At 39.5% G+C, this 20927-nt stretch carries 20 protein-coding genes and 1 tRNA gene; 15 read left to right on the top strand and 6 right to left on the bottom strand.

Annotation, left to right across the window (positions count from 1 at the left end; all coding sequences use genetic code 11):
• Positions 1-105: 105 nt before the first annotated feature.
• Complete coding sequence (locus Arg41_RS01840) at positions 106-903, bottom strand: sulfite exporter TauE/SafE family protein (protein WP_157722228.1); 798 nt, start codon at positions 901-903, stop codon at positions 106-108.
• A 213-nt stretch (positions 904-1116) separates the two neighbouring features.
• Here Arg41_RS01840 and dapF point away from each other — a divergent pair, with 213 nt between their 5' ends.
• Both dapF and metK read left to right on the top strand, forming a co-directional pair.
• Positions 1117-1953 carry a diaminopimelate epimerase gene (gene dapF, locus Arg41_RS01835; RefSeq protein WP_092343168.1) on the top strand — a complete coding sequence of 279 codons (837 nt, stop codon included), beginning with the start codon at positions 1117-1119 and terminating at the stop codon, positions 1951-1953.
• Positions 1954-3492: 1539 nt separating this feature from the next.
• The gene (gene metK / locus Arg41_RS01830; protein WP_092343167.1) at positions 3493-4638 is read left to right on the top strand and encodes a methionine adenosyltransferase; all 1146 of its coding nucleotides are present in this window, start codon (positions 3493-3495) and stop codon (positions 4636-4638) included.
• Here the strand turns inward: metK and Arg41_RS01825 are convergent.
• The 3 genes from Arg41_RS01825 to Arg41_RS01815 all read right to left on the bottom strand — a co-directional run bounded on the left by Arg41_RS01825 (position 4635) and on the right by Arg41_RS01815 (position 7090).
• Positions 4635-5360, bottom strand: coding sequence for a CADD family putative folate metabolism protein (locus Arg41_RS01825; RefSeq protein ID WP_092343166.1), 726 nt, complete (start codon positions 5358-5360; stop codon positions 4635-4637). The two genes, metK and Arg41_RS01825, sit on opposite strands and share 4 nt — an antisense overlap.
• A gap of 39 nt (positions 5361-5399) precedes the next feature.
• A tRNA-Lys gene (locus Arg41_RS01820) sits at positions 5400-5475 on the bottom strand.
• Positions 5476-5572: 97 nt separating this feature from the next.
• Positions 5573-7090, bottom strand: coding sequence for an alpha/beta hydrolase family protein (locus tag Arg41_RS01815; protein WP_092343165.1), 1518 nt, complete (start codon positions 7088-7090; stop codon positions 5573-5575).
• 188 nt (positions 7091-7278) lie between these two features.
• Between Arg41_RS01815 and Arg41_RS01810 the strand changes: the two genes are divergently transcribed.
• Both Arg41_RS01810 and Arg41_RS01805 read left to right on the top strand, forming a co-directional pair.
• The gene (locus Arg41_RS01810) at positions 7279-8871 is read left to right on the top strand and encodes a hypothetical protein (protein ID WP_092490443.1); all 1593 of its coding nucleotides are present in this window, start codon (positions 7279-7281) and stop codon (positions 8869-8871) included.
• Between the two features lie 15 nt (positions 8872-8886).
• Complete coding sequence (locus tag Arg41_RS01805; protein ID WP_092343163.1) at positions 8887-9990, top strand: tRNA nucleotidyltransferase/poly(A) polymerase-related protein; 1104 nt, start codon at positions 8887-8889, stop codon at positions 9988-9990.
• On the opposite strand, the gene Arg41_RS01800 is transcribed toward Arg41_RS01805, so the two are convergent.
• Both Arg41_RS01800 and Arg41_RS08495 read right to left on the bottom strand, forming a co-directional pair.
• The gene (locus Arg41_RS01800; protein ID WP_092343162.1) at positions 9974-11353 is read right to left on the bottom strand and encodes a hypothetical protein; all 1380 of its coding nucleotides are present in this window, start codon (positions 11351-11353) and stop codon (positions 9974-9976) included. The two genes, Arg41_RS01805 and Arg41_RS01800, sit on opposite strands and share 17 nt — an antisense overlap.
• A complete protein-coding gene (locus tag Arg41_RS08495) occupies positions 11344-11820 on the bottom strand; it encodes a YggT family protein (RefSeq protein WP_512698489.1) in 477 nt (158 codons plus the stop codon). The genes Arg41_RS01800 and Arg41_RS08495 overlap by 10 nt, the downstream gene beginning before the upstream one ends.
• Before the next feature lie 189 nt (positions 11821-12009).
• Here Arg41_RS08495 and Arg41_RS01790 point away from each other — a divergent pair, with 189 nt between their 5' ends.
• From Arg41_RS01790 to gspD, 11 genes are read left to right on the top strand one after another with little or no spacing between them, the layout of a single operon-like run.
• Positions 12010-12819: an undecaprenyl-diphosphate phosphatase gene (locus Arg41_RS01790; protein ID WP_092343160.1), complete on the top strand. Its 810-nt coding sequence runs from the start codon at positions 12010-12012 to the stop codon at positions 12817-12819.
• Positions 12820-12843: 24 nt separating this feature from the next.
• The gene (locus Arg41_RS01785; protein WP_092343159.1) at positions 12844-13341 is read left to right on the top strand and encodes a type II secretion system protein N; all 498 of its coding nucleotides are present in this window, start codon (positions 12844-12846) and stop codon (positions 13339-13341) included.
• Positions 13342-13374: 33 nt separating this feature from the next.
• Entirely contained in the window at positions 13375-13806 is a 432-nt protein-coding gene (gspG, locus tag Arg41_RS01780) for a type II secretion system major pseudopilin GspG (protein WP_092343158.1), read from the top strand.
• Positions 13803-14267 carry a pilus assembly FimT family protein gene (locus Arg41_RS01775; RefSeq protein ID WP_157722227.1) on the top strand — a complete coding sequence of 155 codons (465 nt, stop codon included), beginning with the start codon at positions 13803-13805 and terminating at the stop codon, positions 14265-14267. The genes gspG and Arg41_RS01775 overlap by 4 nt, the downstream gene beginning before the upstream one ends.
• 9 nt (positions 14268-14276) lie before the next feature.
• The gene (gene gspI, locus Arg41_RS01770) at positions 14277-14654 is read left to right on the top strand and encodes a type II secretion system minor pseudopilin GspI (RefSeq protein ID WP_092343156.1); all 378 of its coding nucleotides are present in this window, start codon (positions 14277-14279) and stop codon (positions 14652-14654) included.
• Positions 14651-15241 carry a PulJ/GspJ family protein gene (locus tag Arg41_RS01765; RefSeq protein ID WP_092343155.1) on the top strand — a complete coding sequence of 197 codons (591 nt, stop codon included), beginning with the start codon at positions 14651-14653 and terminating at the stop codon, positions 15239-15241. Before gspI ends, Arg41_RS01765 begins: the two co-directional genes overlap by 4 nt.
• Positions 15242-15251: 10 nt before the next feature.
• Positions 15252-16151: a type II secretion system minor pseudopilin GspK gene (gene gspK / locus Arg41_RS01760; protein WP_157722226.1), complete on the top strand. Its 900-nt coding sequence runs from the start codon at positions 15252-15254 to the stop codon at positions 16149-16151.
• Between the two features lie 39 nt (positions 16152-16190).
• On the top strand, positions 16191-17327 hold the full coding sequence (locus Arg41_RS01755; protein WP_092490442.1) for a hypothetical protein: 1137 nt from the start codon (positions 16191-16193) through the stop codon (positions 17325-17327).
• A complete protein-coding gene (locus tag Arg41_RS01750; RefSeq protein WP_092343152.1) occupies positions 17320-17826 on the top strand; it encodes a type II secretion system protein M in 507 nt (168 codons plus the stop codon). The genes Arg41_RS01755 and Arg41_RS01750 overlap by 8 nt, the downstream gene beginning before the upstream one ends.
• A complete protein-coding gene (gene gspN, locus Arg41_RS01745; RefSeq protein ID WP_092343151.1) occupies positions 17823-18578 on the top strand; it encodes a type II secretion system protein N in 756 nt (251 codons plus the stop codon). Before Arg41_RS01750 ends, gspN begins: the two co-directional genes overlap by 4 nt.
• 15 nt (positions 18579-18593) lie before the next feature.
• Complete coding sequence (gspD, locus tag Arg41_RS01740; protein WP_092490441.1) at positions 18594-20927, top strand: type II secretion system secretin GspD; 2334 nt, start codon at positions 18594-18596, stop codon at positions 20925-20927.

Genomic DNA, 20927 nt, shown 5'->3' with positions numbered 1-20927 from the left:
TGGGATAGCGAGTGTCCTAATGTTGACGTTCCTTGAAGCAAATATCTTGGCCAACCTGAACTACGTGTTCATGGATGATGACTATACGGCACATGCGGAGAATTTTCATAGTAGACTGTGAATCATTTTTGATAGACTGAGAATTATAACAATTGAGAAAGTTGCTTTGATCAATTTTGAAGGTATCTTATTGATTATTGATGATCCTATTTTTGTTCCAACGAATGTTGGAATTCCCATGTAAATTAGTAACTGGGTGTTTATTAATTTGAAGGCATGTTGGTCTGTGCTTATTGAAATATGTCCTATTGCAGTTCCTATGGTTGTCATTAGAACTAGCAGGCTTGATGTTCCTACTGCTTTAGCAATGTTTATTCGTTGGGAGGTTAGCAGGGGCAGGTAAATGGATCCTCCTCCTATGGATACCAGTGAGCTGATAAATCCTGACATACCGTACAGGATATAGAAAATTTTGTTATCGAGTGGGTCCGAAGTTGTTTCTTGTTGACTTTTTTTCTTCCATAGTACTTTAGTTAGTGCTGATACGCATATGAGAATGAAAATTACTTTCAGGATCGTTATTGGTAATTTGTGAGATATTGCTGCTCCAAAGATACTTCCTGCCGCTATTGGACCAAGGTATTTTTTTATAAAAGGTCCGTAAAAATTTTTTTGGCGCAAATGAAAATAAGCGTTTAATGGTGCAGCCATTAGGGTAAGAAAAGCTGCTGTTGCTAAACTGATTCGATATCCTTCCTCTGGCGGGTAATGTTGCAGCTCAAATATTAAGGTTAAAACAGAGACACTGATGATGCCACCGCTGAGGCCAGTGATTCCTGAGATTATCCCCGTTAGTAGTCCACTGATTATGTAAGATGTGATCCATATCAACGATATATTCACTCTATTTCCCTTTTGAGTTAACGTGAAAGGTATGATGCCGAGAGTGATATTATTGCACTATATGAACTAATTGCTGTTATTTGTTTTTATTGGAAGGCACTTATGTGGTGTCAGATTATTCATAGGCCTATTTTAAAATTATCTCCAAAGTGCTTTTGAGTTGTTGTGCTATTTTATTTATACGTCTGTGGGTTTGTCTCACTTGGGGAAGTTATGCTTAAGTTTTACAAAATGCAAGCTAACGGCAATGATTTTGTTATTTTGCCTCTGTGGGTTGAGGTTAATCCTGACATCGATATCATTTGTCAGATCTGTGATCGTAGGCTTGGTATAGGTTGTGATCAATTATTGATTATCTGTCCTCCCCTGAATGAGGAACAAGTGTTTTTTTGTAGAATTTTTAATTCTGATGGAACCGAAGCATTCCAGTGTGGAAACGGTGCTCGCTGTATAGCGTTATATGCGTTTGAGAAATTGTGCCCCAATGAAACAAGTCTGGTTTTTCAGATGGGTAAAGTTGTTGTTGAAGCTACTATGGTTTCCAATCAAGTGAAAATAGGGATGGGTGTTCCTGTTTTTTTTCAAAAGGAGGATGAGACTTCGATTTACGAATACCCCTCTGCTGTTGAGCGTTGGTGGCCAGTTATTAGGGTGTTTTTAGGCAATTCCCATGCCATAGTTTTCAATCAGAACCTATCCTATGATCTGGTTGGTTGTGTGGCCCCTCATCTCATGAAAGCAATTGATCCTGTTGATGGCGTTAATATTTCTTTCTGCGATGTTATTAGTTCTTCTGATATTCGTTTGTTAACGTTTGAGAGAGGAGCAGGGTTGACCAATGGATGTGGTAGTGCTTCATGCGCGGCAGTAGCAGCTGGAATACGAGCAGGTTTTTTATCGCGGCGGATTAACGTTAGACTTTTAGTGGGTGAATTATTAGTTGAGTGGATTGATTCACAGAAAGAGATATTTTTAATAGGAAGGGCTTACTATTCGTTCGTGGGAGATTTTCCTGCAAATTGGGTAGAAATTTTAACGAGATCTGCATAAGGAGAGGGATCGGGTAAGGTTTTTTATTCCAACTTAATTCAAAGTCAATATTCTTATCAGTAAAATGTTTCACGTGAAACATTCTTTACAAAGTTTTTTCTTATGGCTCCATCACCATTAGAGCGCGAAATTTATTCCTAAAATATGCGATAGTCACAACCTTATTTAGTAGATTACTCTGCTGGGAGTTAATTGCTGTGATGGATGTATCTCATGTGCGGCAGTAGCAGTTGGAATACGAGCAGGTTTTATCTCGGCTGATGAAAGGCAAGTTTTTAGTCGTTGAATTGTTAGTTGAGTGAATTGATTTACAGAAAGATAGGTTTCGATTTATTCATTTGAGGTATGTTTTTGCCCAAATTGGGTGAAAATTTTGACGAAATTAGTATACAGCAGAAGCATTAGTCAAGATTTTTATTTCCTTAGTTCAAAGCCAAGATTCTTATCAGCAAAATGTTTCACGTGAAACATTCTTTACAAGGTTTTTTTCTTATAGATCTATCATTATTAGATCACGAAATTTATCCCCAAAATATGCGATAGTCACAACCTTATTTAGTAGATTACTCTGCTGGGAGTTAATTGCTGTGATAGATGTGTCTCATGTGCGGCAGTAGCAGTTGGAATACGAGCAGGGTTTATCTCGGCTGATGAAAGGCTGGTTTTTAGTCGTTGAATTGTTAGTTGAGAGAATTGATTTACAGAAAGATAGGTTTGATTTATTCATTTGAGGTATGTTTTTGCTTAAATTGGGCAGAAATTTTGACGAAGTCAGTATATAGAAGAAGTATTAAGCAAGATTTTTGTTTCCTTAGTTCAAAGTCAAGATTATTATTAGCGAAATGTTTCACGTGAAACATTCTTTACAAGGTTTTTTCTTATGAATCTATCATTATTAGAGCATGAAATTTATCTCCAAAATATGCAATAGTCACAACCTTGTTTATTAGATTATTCTTCTGGGAGTTAATTACTGTGATAGATGTGTCTCATGTGCGGCAGCAGCAGTTGGAATACGAGCAGAGTTTATCTCGGCTGATGAAAGGCTGGTTTTTAGTCGTTGAATTGTTAGTTGAGAGAATTGATTTACAGAAAGATAGGTTTCGATTTATTCATTTGAGGTATGTCTTTGCTCAAATTGGGTAGAAATTTTGACGAAGTCAGTATATAGCAGAAGTATTAGTCAAGATTTTTATTTCCTTAGTTAAAAGTCAAAATTATTGTCGGCAAAACGTTTCACGTGAAACATTATTTATAAATTTTTTCCTCATATTTATAGTAAGAAATTTATTCATCTGTAAAAGCTATAATCCTGATTCTCAGAATGACTCTGCTGATTTTGATTTGGTAGGTTAAATGGTTAAGTATCTGTTAGAGTAGTTTCTCTTCAGGTTCTATCGGCAGTTACTATTTTAGCTAATGGTTTTTAAGGGGCTGACTCACAGGAGTTGGTATCAAAATAAGATTAGAAAACATTGAGGAATGATTTATAATGTGATTATTCCTGGGTATAACCATCTTCCATAAGAGGCTTTTTTCATGTCCCTTGTTCTTCGTACGTCAGAGTCTGTGTCTGAAGGACATCCTGACAAATTGGCGGATCAAATTTCTGATGGAATTTTGGATTCTTTTCTGGACTTGGATCCGATGGCTCGGGTTGCAGCAGAGACACTTGTTGTTGGTAATACTGTTGTGTTAGCCGGAGAAATATCTTCTTGTGCTTCTATTAATTATGAAGACATTGTTAGGCGGATTATTCGTAATATTGGCTATGTAGACGAGCACACCGGTATTAATGCAAACAATTGCTCAATAAATGTTTTTTATGGGGAACAAAGTCCTGACATTTCTGCGGCCGTTTTCAAAGAAAAAGAACTAGGAGCAGGAGATCAGGGCTCTGTGTATGGATATGCTTCTGATGAAACAAAGTCCTTTATGCCTATGCCAATTTGGTTAGCTCATAGGTTAATGCAGCGTCATTCTGAAGTTAGGCGTGATGGCAGGTTTCCATGGCTGATGCCTGATGCAAAATCACAAGTTAGTGTTCGTTATCGTGGGGGAGACCCTGTTGCTGTTGATACAATCGTTTTTTCTACACAGCATACGGAAGAGATTTGTCAGAAAGATCTCATAGAATCAGTTTTGGATGAGATAATTAAGCCAGTTTTACCAGATTTACCAGAGCAAGGTGATATTAATTTTTTGATTAATCCGACTGGACGTTTTGTTATTGGAGGGCCACTTGGAGATTGTGGCCTTACTGGCAGGAAGGTTATTGTTGATACCTACGGTGGTGCAATTCCTCATGGAGGAGGGGCTTTTTCAGGAAAAGATCCTTCTAAAGTTGACAGGTCGGCTGCTTATGCTGCTAGGTATGTGGCCAAGAATATTGTCGCCGCAGGGTTAGCTAAGAGATGCTGCGTACAGATATCCTATGCCATAGGCATATCAATTCCAGTAGCAATAGAGGTGGAAACATTTGGAACGTCCATAATGTCAACCGATGATGTGAGAAGACGAATCTTGCGCTGTTTCGATCTAACACCGCAGGGAATAATAGAGACACTGTCCTTGCGTCGCCCGATATACGCCAAAACTGCAGCCTATGGACACTTTGGGCGAGACGAGCCAGAATTTTCCTGGGAGATGATTGATAAGACGTACGACATAAGGTCTGTCATTTAGACGCACACAACGTCTGAGCAGTACGTTTCATCTATGGAATCAAGGAAACCAAGAAGTGCATCTGCGGCTCTTTGGCATGCAGATCCGGCTGAAGATAGTTTCTCCTCAGAGTTTACTACTTCTCCTAGAATCTTTGCTTCCTCATATGAGTGAATTACATCAGCTTCTTGGTGTACAGTGAAGAATTTGTATGCTCCAGGATCGGTAAGCCCGTAGAATGTTCTGAGCCCAGAAATCTTCTGTTCCGAGACTTCTGGTATTTGTGACTCGAACGCATACATTGCCGACAGACCATTGTAGAATGGTTCGTTTTTGCAAATATCTGAAAAGCAACTAATCAAATTTTCTGTTCCTGGAAGCATTTCCTCATCAAGCAGTTGAGAGTCATTCATTCCTAAAGACAGGCAAAATTTTCTCCATAACTCCGGGTGGTTTTCGTCACCCTGTTCTTCCCCGACAAGGTTAGAGAGAATCCTTTGACGGACAGAAATTCCACAAGGATCATCCTTTGTGGGGAAATTAGGAGTATTACTGTGAACTGCACTAAGGAAACAAGGCTCATTCAACACGAACTTGAAATATTCTCTCGCATACTGCCTTATGTGATCCAGTTTCAACAGCCCCATTGTCCACTTTCTGTAGTACGAGTGATCAAGGAGCCTACGATGAGAAACAATTAGATCCAAATAATTTCTTACATAATTTTCAGATAAGTCAGTCATGACGAGAGCCCATTAAAATATAATTCCTCAGTGTCTCAGTGGTGGGCCGTGCGCGGCTCGAACGCGCGACCAACGGATTAAAAGTCCGCTGCTCTACCAACTGAGCTAACGACCCAAACTTCCGACAGTATAGGAAATTTACGCTAATTGTCAAAGCAGATTTTTTAGTAACGGCACATGGATTCAAGTAGTGTATGAAAAAAATCAATAAATTATCCTTTAAGCAAAGAATCCCATGCGCGGTAGGAACACACAGTTGAAATATTCAAGATGCCTAATTTTACCAATTTTTCGAGTCCTGGGGCGTAGCACGGCACCTTCTTTATGGAGAGCCCTGAATCATTTTTCAGTAATGATCGCAACAATACCGAAAAGTCATTATTAGCGGGAGATCTCTCGTACATCAGAACTCGGGATTTCTGAGAATCTAGTGCATTTGCCTGTGATGATGCACTGTTTAGTTCAGCTAAGCTATATATGTACGCCAAGTCTTCTTTCGATGCTCCATTCAGACTGTGAGTTGTTCCCATGTAGTAAGAGTAAGTCTTTATTATGTTTCGCGCTAGTTGTTTTTCGTATGGCAGTTCGGAAGATTCTTGGCTAATCAGATAAGGCACATCGTATATTCCGCTGTACAAGATGATGTCGGATATTTTTTCACCATGTTTTGCAAAATTAATCCAAGTGGCTGCTGCATTGTAAGCGCCGCGTCTGCCTCCTATTAGGATAATATTGCTTGTAAGACCTGAAGCTAATTGATCAACGAAATAAGATCGGGCTGCTACCCATGCGTCTCTTACCTGTTCGCCATTGCTATCTAGCATAAAGTAAGAGGGTTCGGTGCCCGATGTACTTCCATAGCCAAGCATGTCAGGGGCGATGAATACGAATCCTTGGCTAGCGGCTAAAGTAGCTAGCCAAGTGTCCGCCGTTTGACCGGCGGATGGTGAATGTTTAGGTTGATTCCACCCATGTAGATATATTATTGCTGGCAATGAAGAGTATTCGATGCCATGTGCAACGGGATAGGCAATAAACGCACTGAGATTTTTCTCTCTTCCAAATGCGTCAGCCGAAACGTAGTTCATTTTTGCCAGGGAAACATCGTATTTTCCTCTTAGTGATCCCAATACGGGCAAATCCTTTTTCATGATTTTATTTATTGTGGCCAGCACTTCTGGAGTTTTGGATTTCACCAGCACCCTGGTTAGTACTCCTAATGGATCATTGATATTTCTGGCTAGTATCACCTTATCTTCTGAAGAATCATTCCAAGGAGAAAAAATAGATTCCACACTCTCTTGGCCGAGATAGTTGCCTTGGAAGCTATTTTTTTGTGCTGTTTTGAACTCAGTAACAACTGAATCTCCTAAAATTATCTTGTATTTCTCATTAGGTTGGAAGTAGTCTTCATCTACCAAAAGCTTGTAACTATTTAGGAACATCGATTGATGGTTTGAGAAAAATGATGACTTAAACACATGTGCGTTTATTATTCTTCCCGTTCTTGATTCTATGATCCTGGGCTGTCCACACAAATTTTTTTTCGAGCTTCGGTAGTAAAGTACCACGGGGTGATTTACAGGGACTTTTTCTGTTGTTGTTGGATCAACGTAAAGCACCACGCACGTGTCATCCGGAGCTTCATCTTCACTTTCTTCTGCAAAAACAAAGCAGCTGCCAAGAAGCACTGTCAGAGCGAAAAAAACCTTAATAGTTCGTACGCGCATGTTCCCTCCGTAACTTGCTATGTATAGTTTACGGGCGAACAATGTACAGGCATTCACAACCATACTACTAGTATGTCATCAACTTTACCATACATACATTATATTGATACGCTATGCTACATTATATCGTATGAGCGGTGGTATCGCGGTTGGAATGTTTTTCGATATTTTTTAGGGAATCTTTATCTATGACTAGATGGTACTCATTTCGTCTACATTTTATGGTGAGTCGTTTTGCAAAATTACTTTGTTTTCTTTGCCTTTGCAGTGCAGCTACAGCTTCATTTAGTTGTCACATAATTTTGTCTGATCCGGCAGATGACCAGAAAGATGTGCCTGTTAACCATAATATTACTCTTGTTATTGAGAAAAAAGTTTCTGAATCTTGCCATGTTCATGTCATGACAGAAAAGGGCAAGCAAGATGTTCCCGTGACTGTGGCATATAGCAGTCCAGGGGTAACAGAAAAGGATTTATCTCATCAAATAGTTATTATTAGGCCGCAGTCATTGTTATGGTCTCCACACGAGCATTATAGATTTTGGGTTGACCATCAGGATGGGAGTATTGGGTTTTTAACTCATGCTGATATTCATGACATAGAAGGTAGATTGTCGTCCGTAGTTGACAATTCAGTCCAATTTTCTCCATGGAAGCATAAGCAGTTTCTTGCTTCATCGGAGATAGGTAATTCACTGAATATTTTTCTAGATTTGAAGATGGGACAGGGTAATGATCCTAGATTGAAGTCATTTTTGTCGAAGCACCTACATTTGGCCGTGCCAAATTTTTCAGCGGTGAAGTCTCTGTATGACGTAAAAATTAAAAAGATTTATTTTTATTCAGCGCTTCCTAAGGGTAGGTTGGAGAAATTTAGTGCTCTTTTGGTTTATCCAGTAGGTGCTCAGGTAGATTACAAAAAGGTGCCTATCGTCCTATTTGAATCCCGCTCCAATTCTCATTATCAGCCGTCCAGTGCTGATGGATATATATCTTGGTTGGGTATCGTTGTGGCCTCTAAGGGAAACGTCTTTATTTCTCCTGATGTTTGGGATAGTTTGCCTAAGAGTGTTTCTGTCGATGCGTATCCTTTTTACTACGCGAAGAAAAATATTGATTTGGTTGAAGCGACTCGAGAATATTTTCTCAAGACTTACTCAACCTCTTTAGGAAATAAGTTGGTTATGGTAGGGAATTTTGATGGCGGTAGAGATGTGATCAATTCTGTTTTTCTTTCTCACATCTTGTCATACAGGATGCCGGCAGTTGTTATGAGCAATAGCGCTGCCTATGATATTTCTTCATATTTTTCGCCTGCTCTAAGTTGTACCCCTTCTGTTCATAAGCCGCCTCATGAGTTATTGAAGGAGCTGTATCCTATAGTTCTTTCTTACTCTTTGTATTGGGATTTATATTCATCCCTTAATTATTTGTGGTCAAATGAGAAAGGATTGGTTTTCGAGGAGGGGAATCTTTGTCATCATTTATCTAATGATTTGTTGTTGATAAGTCCTACTCATCAGTCTTGGCTTATGCATGCAGATAAAACGGAAGTTTATCTATATCAGCACCCGTATGATGATACATTACCTTCCGCTAATTCTTTGGTTTTGTCTTCTTCATTGATGAATGGTGGAAAGTTTAAGTTTATTCTGCACAATCCTTGTGAGAAAAAAGAGTTTTCCTCTTTGATGAGAGCTGGTGCTGTGACGCCGCATTCTGTGTGTGGATTTTTTATGTTGGATGATCTAATGCGCATGTTGTCATCCCCTAGCGATTAATTATAGGGATGATTCGTGCGTTGCTATGTAGTCGGTGGGGCGGTTAGGGACCTGATCATGGGGTTGCAGCCCAAGGATCGCGATTGGGTTGTTGTTGGAGCTTCTGTTGATGAGATGATCTCTAGAGGATTTATTCCTGTTGGCAAGGATTTTCCTGTTTTTCTGCATCCCGATACTAAAGAGGAATATGCCTTAGCTCGTACTGAGCGTAAATTTGGCAGAGGATATAAAGGGTTCTCAATTTATGCGTCTCCAGATGTTACCTTAGATCAAGATTTGCTTCGCCGAGATCTTACAATTAATGCTATTGCAATGGATGAAGAGGGGAATATTTTTGATCCCTTCGGCGGTGTTTCTGATATTCAAAATAAGATAATTAGGCATGTTTCCCCTGCTTTTTCAGAAGATCCGGTTCGTATTTTGCGGGCGTCTCGTTTTTTGGCTCGTTATCCCGATTTTTCGGTTGATCCAGGCACCTTGGATTTATCCCGGCATATAGTGTCTCAGGGAGAAGTAAGCTTTTTAGTTATGGAGAGAGTTTGGCAAGAGCTACTTAAGGGGTTGGTAACACAACATCCTCAAAGAATGTTTTCTTTTTTGTTTTCTTGTGGCGCTTTCTTTGAAATTTTTGAAGAACTTGCTTCTATTGATTGCGATCAAGACCAAATAATATCTTTTTTTAGTTATTCTAATTTTTCAGAAAATCTTACCTTGGAAGAGCGATTTTCTTATTATTTTTCGGAATTTCTTGTTGTGAGCAAATTAATAGCAATGAGCAACAGAATGAAAATACCGGCAAAATTTAGGCAAATGAGCGTTTCTTGGCGTCGTTGTTTTGAAACGGCATCTGAGGAGTTACCAAAGACTCCATCTGAGCAAGTGGAGTGGTTTAGTTTATTGGATCTTTGGCGTTGCCCCAGTAGATTTTATTCCATGGAAAGACTACTTGCGTCTCGTCTGAATATACCATCCTCTAGTTTAGATGTGCTTAGGAGATCATTTGAATTAGCTTCTTCGGTTAGGTTGCTTCCATGCGATATAGAAGGTTATTCGGATCAGGATATAAGAGATATTCTAAAGAGTAAGAGGGTTAATGCCATTGTTAGTATGATTTCTTAGTATGTCGCCGGGAAAATCCTTTGGTAAGTCCGATAAATATTCTTACAAATCCAATTTTTCCAAGCCACATTGCTATGGTAAGGAGAGTTGCTTGTTGTGCCGTAATAGTTTGGGAGGAAAGGAAAAATTCATTACACGAAATGCCAAGATTATTAAGTGAGGTTAGTGTCAGTAGAATTGCTGTAGACAGAGATTGACCGCTAAAATTTAACAAGATGCCAATTGTTAGTATGGCTAGACCGTAAAGAGACAGATTTAGTATTAAATGCTGAGGTGGAGTTTTGTATGATCTGGGAATATCTATGATGCTGTTTGGGTGGAGACAGGTGCGGACTTCTTTTCGCGCCGTATTTCTAAGAGACTTTAAGTTTTGTAATGTTATACCAGCTTCATTAGTTTCGTTTTTGTACAAGCAGGTTACAATGGCAAGAAGCATAATGGTAACAGGGGACCAATAACGAATGTTCTGGAGATCAACCCCTGCTCCTGTTATCCACATTAAAGTTGTCAGTACAGTGTTTTTGTTAATTTCAGTTGGAGGGTGAGAAATTCTAAGCATAATGATTGTTACTAAGAAAAATGAGGCAACCAAAAGTAATTTCCCTGAGAATATATTTTGTTTTAGGAATTGCCTTTTTTGTTGTACGTGGAAACAAGAGAATGCAATCCACGAAATAATAAGCATAGCAGAGGACGTTTCTTTTATGAAAGATAGAGTTGTGTTGTCATGCAAGTTTGTGTCGTAAAAACTTAGAGATGCTATCCTCATTCCATGATTGGATGCGTCCAACCAGCTTAGCCCACACATTTTTTCAAATAAGATGCATAAAAGTGTTAGCGAGAAATAGCATATAATACAAAGAGCAAAAGACGATTCCATCTCCGTATCTGTTTCTGTTTTGGAAAAAATGATAATGATTGAGTAAATTCCCCCAACACAACAAAGGAAACTTCTCCAAAAATTTAGAGACGTCGAAGAGTAATTTTGGTAATAAGGAATTGTCGTTCCTGTGGATGTAATTTGCGATACAGTGTCAAAGTAGGATAAAGGAAAGTCTTTACTAACAACCCAAAGAGGTATGGAAGAAATGAATGACATAGATACCCAAGTAAAAGTCATTATAAATAAGGGATCTATATGCATATTTTCTTTTTTTTCCCACGAGTTTATGAAGTAACCGAATAGCAGGCAGAGAATTCCTATTGCTCCGTAGGTCCATGAAAAGGGCTCATCGTAGTGAGTGGATATCAAAAAAGCAGGAATGCACATGAAGCCAATAAAGATGCAGATATTTTTTTGTCTATTTACACTGTAGCTCTTCAATGACTTTCTCCCAAAGAGAGGTAGTTTTTTTACCACCATAGAGGAACTAACATTTTGAGGGGAATCCGGATAATATTGAGGATCAAAAGCAATACGAATGGCGACATATCAACTTGCGCGATTGGTTTTACTACCCGTCTTATTGTCATTATAGGTGTTTTGACTATGGCCATAAAAAAGGGCAAGGTTTGATTCCGAGGAGAGATCCAGGATAATACCGCATAGGTTATTGTAGAGAACAAGTATATGTCTGTTAAAAGAAGGGATATTTTGCATGCTGATGACACTAGTAGTTCCGTGATGTATGAGTTTCCCATTGATCTTAGGTTCAAAAGATCTAGTACAACTCCTTGCGTCATGGTGACCAACCACACAGCTATTAGGCTAGCGGTGTCAAGTTTTCCTATGGGACGTACAATTTTTCTAATTCTTAGAACAAGGGGGTTGCTTACTGATAATACGAATAATCCTATGGGGGATTGAAAAGACATATACGTACAGATCATAATGAGACGCAAAAGAGTCAAATAGGAAAAAAAATTTCCTGCTGCACGGGTAATTACGCTGAGTATTTCTCTCAACATAGGTGCTCCTTAATAAACGAACTACTACTGTGAGTGGCAGTAAATATTTCGGTTCTGTTATTGTACCAGATATCATGGTCCATTTAATTGTTTAAAGGTGCGTTATAGGTCATGAGTATCGAGTTGATATTTAAGGCTTGTCTGTTAGGTATTGTTCAAGGAATAACTGAATTTTTACCTATTTCGAGCTCAGCCCACGTTGTTCTTCTTTCCGGTATCTTGGGAGACTTCGGTAAGCATACTAAGTCGATGTTAATTTTTCTGCAAGGGGTTTCTATTCTTGCGGTTATGCGGCTTTATTGGCAATTTTTGAGGAAAACTTTAACTATAAATACAGTAACCTCTAGATCTCTTTTAAAGAGTATTGCTTTTGGAGCTTTGCCATTTATGATAGTTGGTTTTATAAGCCATAAGTTCATTTTCCTTTATCTATTTTCCCCGAGCATAGTTTCTGCCTTTTTGATTTTAGGAGGAGTTGTTCTCATTTTCGTAAACTATTTCTTTCACCGCAATTATTTTTGTAAAATCAATTCCGTTGATTTTATTGAGCCCAAACATGGCTTTATGGTGGGCCTGGGACAGATTTTGGCTATTTTCCCTGGTGTCTCTCGATCTGGAGCAACCATAGTGGGTGGCTTGCTATGCGGAATGACTAGACCAGTAGCCGTTCAATTCTCTTTTTTGCTGGCCATTCCTCTTTTGTTTTCTGTGTCTATTTTTCAATTGCTATCGGTAGTCGGTGTGCTAACATTTGATGAGTGGCTTATCATGGGGGTTGCTTCGGTGGTGACTGTTGGTGTTTCCTGTGCTGTTGTTGGGAGACTGTTTGATTTCTTAAGCTATGGTCGAAATAGCTTTTTTCTGATAGGCATTTACCGTGTTTGTTTGGGGTTGGGCCTTTTTTATTGGAGCGCAAGATAATTATGGCTACTTGGAGGTAGTGCTGTGGTTTTTCTAGGAGAACTGATTAACAAGTTTCCGGATAGTCGGGTTGCCTTTGTTTTTTCCAAATTTGTTTCGGTAATGGTTGATATGTCCTTTGTTTTAGCTGCAGTGGTTTTTGTGGTATTTCTTGCTCAGGGTGTGCTATTCTCGTCTGCCTCCGGTGATTTTTCTTTTTACCGCACTGATAGTGCGTATACGGGTGTTTCTTTGTTCGGTAATTTGCCTGTTGTTGATGAGCTTACCCCGGCAAGTCCTCGGTTCAAATTACTAGGAACATTGATGTCTTCTGATGGGCATAGCGTAGCGATTGTTGGCTCTGGACAATCGGTTGACGATCTGAGTACGTTCGTAGTCAAAGTAGGTGGAACGTTGCCAGATGGTTCCGTCCTTAAGTCAGTTGACGTAGATCACGTCATTGTTAGTAATCACGGAAAGGTTCTTAGGTTGGATTCAGTTAGGTATGACCAAGATTTGGTTCGTACTTCTCATATGGGGTGATGGCAAGTCATTTTGTTTTTGGAGTGTGTGGTGATGGTGCGTAAGAGGGCGGGTTTTACGTTGATTGAGGTTATGGTGGTTGTGGTAATTCTAGGAATTTTAGCTGCGCTTATTGTTCCCAAGGTTATCAGTAGGCCGGATGATGCGCGTATTGTTGCAGCTAAGCAGGATATAGCATCCATTGTGCAGGCGCTTAAGTTGTATCGTCTAGATATCGGTCACTATCCGACTAGGGAGCAAGGTTTGCTTGCATTAGTACAAAAACCAGTGATTGACCCAATTCCTAAAAACTGGAAAGAAGGTGGTTACCTAGACAAATTGCCTAATGATCCTTGGGGTGAGTCTTATCATTATGAAATTCCTGGGGCTCATGGGGAAATTGATGTTTACAGCAATGGGTCGAGTGGTTCGGCTTCTGGTGACTCAACCCCCAGTTCTAGTGTAATTGGTTCATGGGATTTATGAGTTGTTTGAATCGCAGGGGTTTTACCCTCATTGAAATTTTGGTGGTAATTGTCATTATGGGGATTGTTATGTCATCCGCGACCCTTGCTTTGGGTAATGGGGATAGGGCCCGTATGAGGAGCTTTATTGAAGAGTTTCAGTTGGATGCAAGTTATTTATCTCAGCAATCAATTATGAGAAATGCTTCTTATATGGTGACAATTAATGCCAAAGGGATCGATTTTTGGGTTTACGCGGACGGAGAATGGGTTCTCTTCTCAGAGGAGCGTTTGCCTCATCATCGAGATTGGCCTGTTCCTGGTGTTCGTGTTTTAGGTTCTTCCGGGCGTCAGAAGGAGGTTTCGTTGGTTTTTTCCCCAGATGGGGTGGGATCTACGGATAGTTCTACCATAGTTTCTTCTGTTTCTTCCTACTGCCTGAGGAGTGATTTTATGGGTGGCGTGACGGTTAGCCAAGAGTAACTACAATTTATGGCACGAGTTTTTCATGGTTTTACATTGTTGGAAGTTCTTGTTGCTGTGGTGTTGGTTGCTATAGCCTTGATAGCTGGACAAAGATCTGTTTCCCAGTCTTTGAATGTTTTCTCTTTTGTTAAACAGCACCAAATTGCAGTTTGGGTGGCACAAAACCAGGCTTCTGTGCTCTATGCTGGTCATGTTTGGCCGGATCTGGGGCAAATGTCTTTTGATTGCTCTGATATGGGGGTTAGATTCACCTGTAGGAGACGGGTTTCCTCGACAGAGGATTCTTTGTTTCGAGAGGCGGAGTTTTGCGTTTTTTCTGCAGATAATCATAGCCGTTTGATATGTTTATCTGTAGTGATTAATCATGCGAAAGGGATGTTATGAAGCTAGATGAGGGCTTAACACTCATCGAGTTGCTAGTTACCTTGGTTATAGTTGCTGTCATGTCTGTTTTGATTACCCGTGCCCTGTCTTCTTTTCTTTTTGTTAAAGGGAGAGTGGATGATTCTACGGGATCTTTCGAGCGTATAGCTAGAGTTTTTTTGATTATGCGACATGATGTTGAACAGGCGTTGCCTCTTCACGTGGGTGACATTCCTTTATTTGACGATCAGTTCATTGCAGCTTCTCCAGATGGAAGATCAGGTGCTATTTGGCTTAGTTTTATTAGGATGTCTCCTGATAAACTAGGTCATTTGGTTCCGCCAGAGAGAGTAAGTTACAAGTTTGGTGGAGGAAAGCTTGTGCGATCCCATGGTCGAATTTACCATGGATCCGCAATACAAACGGACGTGATTTTGGATGGTGTGGTATCGATTGATGCTAAATACTTTAGCAGTGAAGATCATAAATTTTGCGATAGGTGGCCTTGTGTTGGTGATAAAGGTTATGTAACACCAGAGGCTATTTCATTGACTATTGCCACGGTGGATGGTTCTAATGTTCACCAGATTCTTCTTTTATCAAAGTGATAATTTTTTCATGAAGAGGTGCATTTGGCATAAGCATAAAGGGGCTATTTTGATGATGACCCTGTTGGTCATTTTTATCGTCTCTTTGATTGCGGCTACTTTGATGTCAAAATCTTATTTACAGATATCGCTATTAGAAAATAGGCAGAGTAGTGCTCAGCTTGATCTATTCAACAAGGGTGTTATAGATTGGGTAAAGGTTATGTTGTGGGTTGATCAGCGTCGTCGTACACCCACAACCTTGGAGGATGTTTGGGCAATACCACTAGATCATACAACTGTTTATGGTGGAGTTGTAACCGGGCGGGTTCAGGATGCCCAAGCTCTTTGGAATTGTAATAATTTGGTTTACAGTGGATTTTTGCATGAATCTCAGGTTAAAATTTTTGAAAAGCTTTTGGGGATATTGAACTTGCCTACCGAGTTAGCGGCAACGTTGGCTCAAGCATTACTTCATAATAGTTTTGGACATTATCGGCAGCCACACTCTTCTTATTTGCTTGACATATCTGAGCTTTCCGCCCTCCCTGGATTTTCTGATGACGTTATTTCCAAGCTAAGGCCCTATGTTACAGCCCTACCAGGATATACTAAGGTTAATGTTAACACAGCTCCTCAGGAAGTTTTGGCTGCTGTTATTTCTTCTATGGACATGAGATCAGTACAACACCTGGTTGCAAGGAGGATCATTGCTCCTTTTTCGAATTTTCAAGAATTAGGTTCTTTTCTTGCTGGGGTGTCTCCTTCTTTGAGTAACGTTTTTGAGGATTTGATTCAGATTACTTTGAAAAGCGATTATTTTTTGATTACTGGTTTTACAGAGAAAGATGATACCAAGAGTCCTATGACGGCCCTAATTAGAAGACATTTACGGAGAAAGCCTTATGTGGTTTGGTTTAAGCGTTCCTGATTTTAAGTGTTCTCAGTTTGGTTTTTGTAGGGGGGGGTTGTGAGTGAGTTAACCATTTTTTTGCCAGCTGAAAATGATGATCCTTTTCTGATTTACGATCCGTTAACAGGTGATACCTCTGAGTCTTTCTTTCAGTCTGAAGAGGATGTTCGTTTTAGCGATAGAAAAGCTAATGTTATTATCCCCATGAATCGTTTATCTACAGCAACTGTTTCTTTACCGGGTACTTTGAAGCAAAAGCGAAAAGCTTTGCCTTACTCGCTCGAAAAGTACATTGTTGGAGCCTTGGCTGATGTACAATTTTTTGTATCATGTTTTGGAACTCCTGAGATACTTGCTTACTGGACGAATAAGGAGTGGTTAGTATCTTCTTTGGAGAAATTAAAGGCTTCCAAGGTGCTTTTGAGTAGTGCCGTTGCCCAATCTAAGGCAAATTTTATCAAAGAAGAAGATGATAGTTATTTATGTGTGAAAAGTGGTTCTAGTTCTTTTTTAGTGCGAAAAGATGGGTTTTTTTTGCGTATTGATCAATCAGGCTATGTAATTAGCCGTTTGCAAGAAGAAAATGACAAGATTTGTTTGATATCTTGTGATTTAGAGTCGCACAATTTTTTGAAGGACTATCCTCATACCCATATTGATCTTCCATGGTGGCGGGCTAATTTTTCAAGAGATGACAATTGGTTGAGGTGCTCTTCCTTGAGGAGGTTTTTGTCACAAAAGGGCGAATATGAGTGGCTTGTTGTTAGTGGAAGGCGATTTCTTGTGTCGATGGGGTTAATTTTTTTGTCTAGTTTGCTATTAATGTCATGTGGGTTATTTGATTTTTATAAGTATAAAAAGGGAATCGATGTATTAACCGCTACCTTCTGTGCTACTGCTAATCCTCTATGTATTTCTGAAAAGCATCTGATGTTGAAGCATCGACAGGGTATGATTGGTAGCAACGATTTTTTACCGATGATTGCTATGATGCAGAGGTCATATAGCGTAGACTCGTTCCCTCCTGTGAATCGCATAGTGTATGAGAGAGGAATATTGAAACTTTATTATAACGGTAATGAATTGACAGCATCAGCCATACGTATTATGAGAGTCTTACTTCGTCAAGTTGGGTACACTTCTGATTTCTTCAAGGAAAACGGGTCTTTTGTAGTGGTGGTTCGTTATGGGTAAAAGATGGGGTGCAATTTCTAGATTTAAAGTCAATGAAATCCTGAAGCACCTTAAAAACTATGAGCCATTTTTTTCTTTCGGGATGGCTTTTATTCTTGCTGTTGCCTCTTGGGTTATTTTCAATCGATACCATAATCTGGTCAATAGTAACGCTTTTCTAAAGGACAGATATTCAGTGTTAAATATGCAAGTTGCTGATTTAAATAAATTATCTAAAAAAGCAAACTCATCGAGCGATCAAGTTGGTGTGGCTTTGAGTAGTTTGAAGATAGTTGTGAGCAATTTTTCCCAATACACCATTAGTGTGGAAAAAAAAGGAAAAACTACCGTAAGTTTGAGCGTCACAGATATACCATTTACTGAGTTAATGAAACTGATCAACGATATTCAGCGAGTTTCGCATTGGGTTGTTGAACATATTAAAATTGATAGGCAGATACATGATGGTGAAGTATCTGCTGACATTTCCCTCTCACTGTTAGGGAAAGAGAAAAAATGAAGAAATTTGCTATCTTAATTGCTGTGGTTATGGGTGTGATTTGTTTTATGCCGTCTAGTGCTTTGAATTTTTTCTTTCGTCAATTTGATGTTCCTTTGGCTATAAATAATGGTTCTGGAACGGTTTGGTCAGGAGAAGGGGATCTTTTTTTCTCGCCATATTCTCATGGGGCACTTAAATCTTTTCGGATTCTGGAACGACTAAAGTGGGATGTTCAATTTAGTCATATTTTTTCTAGGGGATTAGTTCTTGTTTTTAGCTCTGATCAATTTCAGGAAAGTGTTACTCTTTCTCTAATGCGAAAGAAGATATCTCTTTCTAGATTCAAGATTTTTTCCAATGCTGAGTTATTAGAGCATTTGGGAGAGCCGTTTCACACTATTTTACTGCAAGGTTTGGTTGTACTAGATTCTGGCGGTATGGTGTTTGCTGATAGCACAATGATGGGTGGATTGAGCATCCATTTTGGTTTGATTTCATCTCATCTTGTTCCTAATGTTAATGTTTTAGGTAATTATGATATTAATCTTCATGGAGACGTGAAAGGTATTTCCATCGATCTCTCAAGTCGTGGTGATGCACTAGTTTTGCTAAAAGGGTCTGGATCAGTTGATTTGCGACACCGACGTGTTGAGTTTAGAGGATTTGCTGAGCCGACAAAGAAAGCTCCTGTTGCGGTGAAAAAAATTTTGCAGCTCATTGGACGTCGCATAGGGTCTCGTACGGTGTTGGATGGTAAGTTTTCTTGGTGATCAAAAGGTTGATTTATGAGGCTGTATGTCTTGTTTTTGGCAAGTATTTTGGGTGTAGCTTCCTTTTTTGCTGCTTATGGGCACCCTGATGAGAATAGCGAGATGATAGGGTTGTTTACCAGAAATCAAAGCATGGAAACTAAGGGTACAGATTATTCAGCTAAGGTTGATAAAGGAAGGGTGTTAACAAAAGCTAAGGACCAGAAGAAATTGCCTACAGCCACGTTAAATTTCAATCATGCTGATCTGGAGTCAGTTATACGTGCAGTTAGTTATTTTGTTCAAAAGGATTTTTTGCTTGACCCTCATATACACGGAACCATTAATTTAATTTCCAATGGTCCAGTTTCTAGGGAGCAGGCTTACGGTATTTTGCTAGCTGCGCTTCGTATGCAAGGTTTTGCTGTAGTGGAAGAGGATAAGTTTGTTAAAGTTCTGCTGCGATCTGATGCCAGGAGTGAATTTAACGCTAATAGCTCCCTATCTGGTGTTTCTGATGACAGCATAGTTACCAAGATTGTCGATTTGCAAAATTCATCTGCAACTCAGGTATCTCGTGCTATAAGACCGGTTCTTTCGCCACGTGGAATAATATCTGCGTATCCAGATAAGAATACAATAATTTTGAGTGATTACAAAGATAATGTTGTTCAGGCAGTGAAGGTAATAAAGAAGTTAGATGCCCGTGATGGTCGTTTGGATCGAGTTTTTCTTAAGAATTACACTGCCTATGACATGTCAGTTTTAGTGGCGCCTTTGATTGATCCTAAAACTACTGGGTTATCCGCGGATCCTGGTCAGAGGGTTTCTGTTTTACCGGACCGAGATAGTAATTCGATCATTGTTTACGGCGGGACCAAAGATTATAGAAAACATATTGTAGAGATGATCGGTGATATTGATGATAAGGTTAATACATCATCCAACTATCATATTGTCTATCTTAAGTATGCTGATGCTAATTACCTAGCGGATACGCTGAGATCTGTTTTTTCTCGCAGTGCTGGTAAGGTAGGCGGCCCAGCTGCTACTAGTGTTACTCCTTCTTCTCCTGGCAATGTTCGTTTTTCAGAGGCATCTCACGCAGCTTTTTCGAATAATCAAATGGGAAAATTGTCGCGGAGTAATTTATCTTCTTCATCTAAGATTGGTTCTACAGATTCTGATTCTATTCCTGAGCCTAATAATGGACCTGAGTCTGTTGATCCTGTGGTGTTTCCTGGAGTTACAATTGCGCCGGATGAATCCATTAACGCGCTAGTTATTTATGCGCCTCACGAAATTTATATCGCTATTAGAGATTTAATCGAACAATTAGATGTGCGTCGTGCGCAGTTGTTTATTGAATCTTTGATTGTTGAGATATCATCTGATCATAGTGGTGACGTTGGTTTTCAGTTTGGCGGCATGCCTAAAAAAGGGGCGTTTGCCATGACTAACTTTTACAATTCTGGGTCTTCAGTCATTCAAGATCCTAGTGGTATTAATAGTTTAGGGGCTGGTTTAATTGTTGGGTTATTGAGGGGAATGGTTACTCTTCCTGGAGGGAAGAAAATTATTGATTTGACGATGTTGGCTAAGTTTTTAGAGACACAGACACATACCAATATTTTATCTAAGCCCAATCTTCTTACTCTTGATAATCAGGAGGCGAAGATTGTTGTTGGTCAAAATGTTCCTTTTGTGACGGGGCAGTATGTGCCTTCCTCTGGAACAGCTCCTCAACAGCCATTTCAGACCATTGAGCGCCAAGATGTGGGGTTGACTTTGAATATTCGACCCCAAATTATGAAAGATGGTGTGGTTAAATTAGATATTTACCAAGAAGTTTCTTCTGTTCAACCTAAATCTTCGGTTGATGGTACTAATTCTGCTGCCGATATTGTTACTAGTAAGCGTTCTATTCGATCCACAGTCTTGGTAAATGATGGTCAGATTGTTGCATTGGGAGGTTTGATAGAGGATAAATTGCAGGATTCTTCTCATAAGGTTCCCTTCTTTGGTAACCTTCCTATCCTGGGAGCCCTATTTCGTTCTGACAGCAGGACTCATCAGAAGACTAATCTTATTATTTTCCTAAGACCTATAATTATAAGGAACGCTAAAGATATGGATCCGTATACGATTGATCGCTATCGTTACCTACGGGTTCTTCAAAGGAAGGAGAAACTGCCTGACGCTATAGGAATGCCTCGCATGGAGTCGCCTATTTTGCCAGATATATCTGGGACAATGGTTGCTAAGGAGGATACTTATTCCAACAGTAAATTGCGATCGTGTTTGCCGGAAAGTCGTTATTTGGTAGGTGATTTTTGGTCTGCAAGTAGTAACTGTAAGGTGGATGGTTAA

Source organism: Candidatus Ichthyocystis hellenicum, assembly GCF_001460935.1.
GTDB lineage: Bacteria > Pseudomonadota > Gammaproteobacteria > Burkholderiales > 2013Ark19i > Ichthyocystis > Ichthyocystis hellenicum.
Note: the sequence above shows the minus strand (reverse complement) of the source record. Positions and strands in the feature narration are given on the sequence as shown.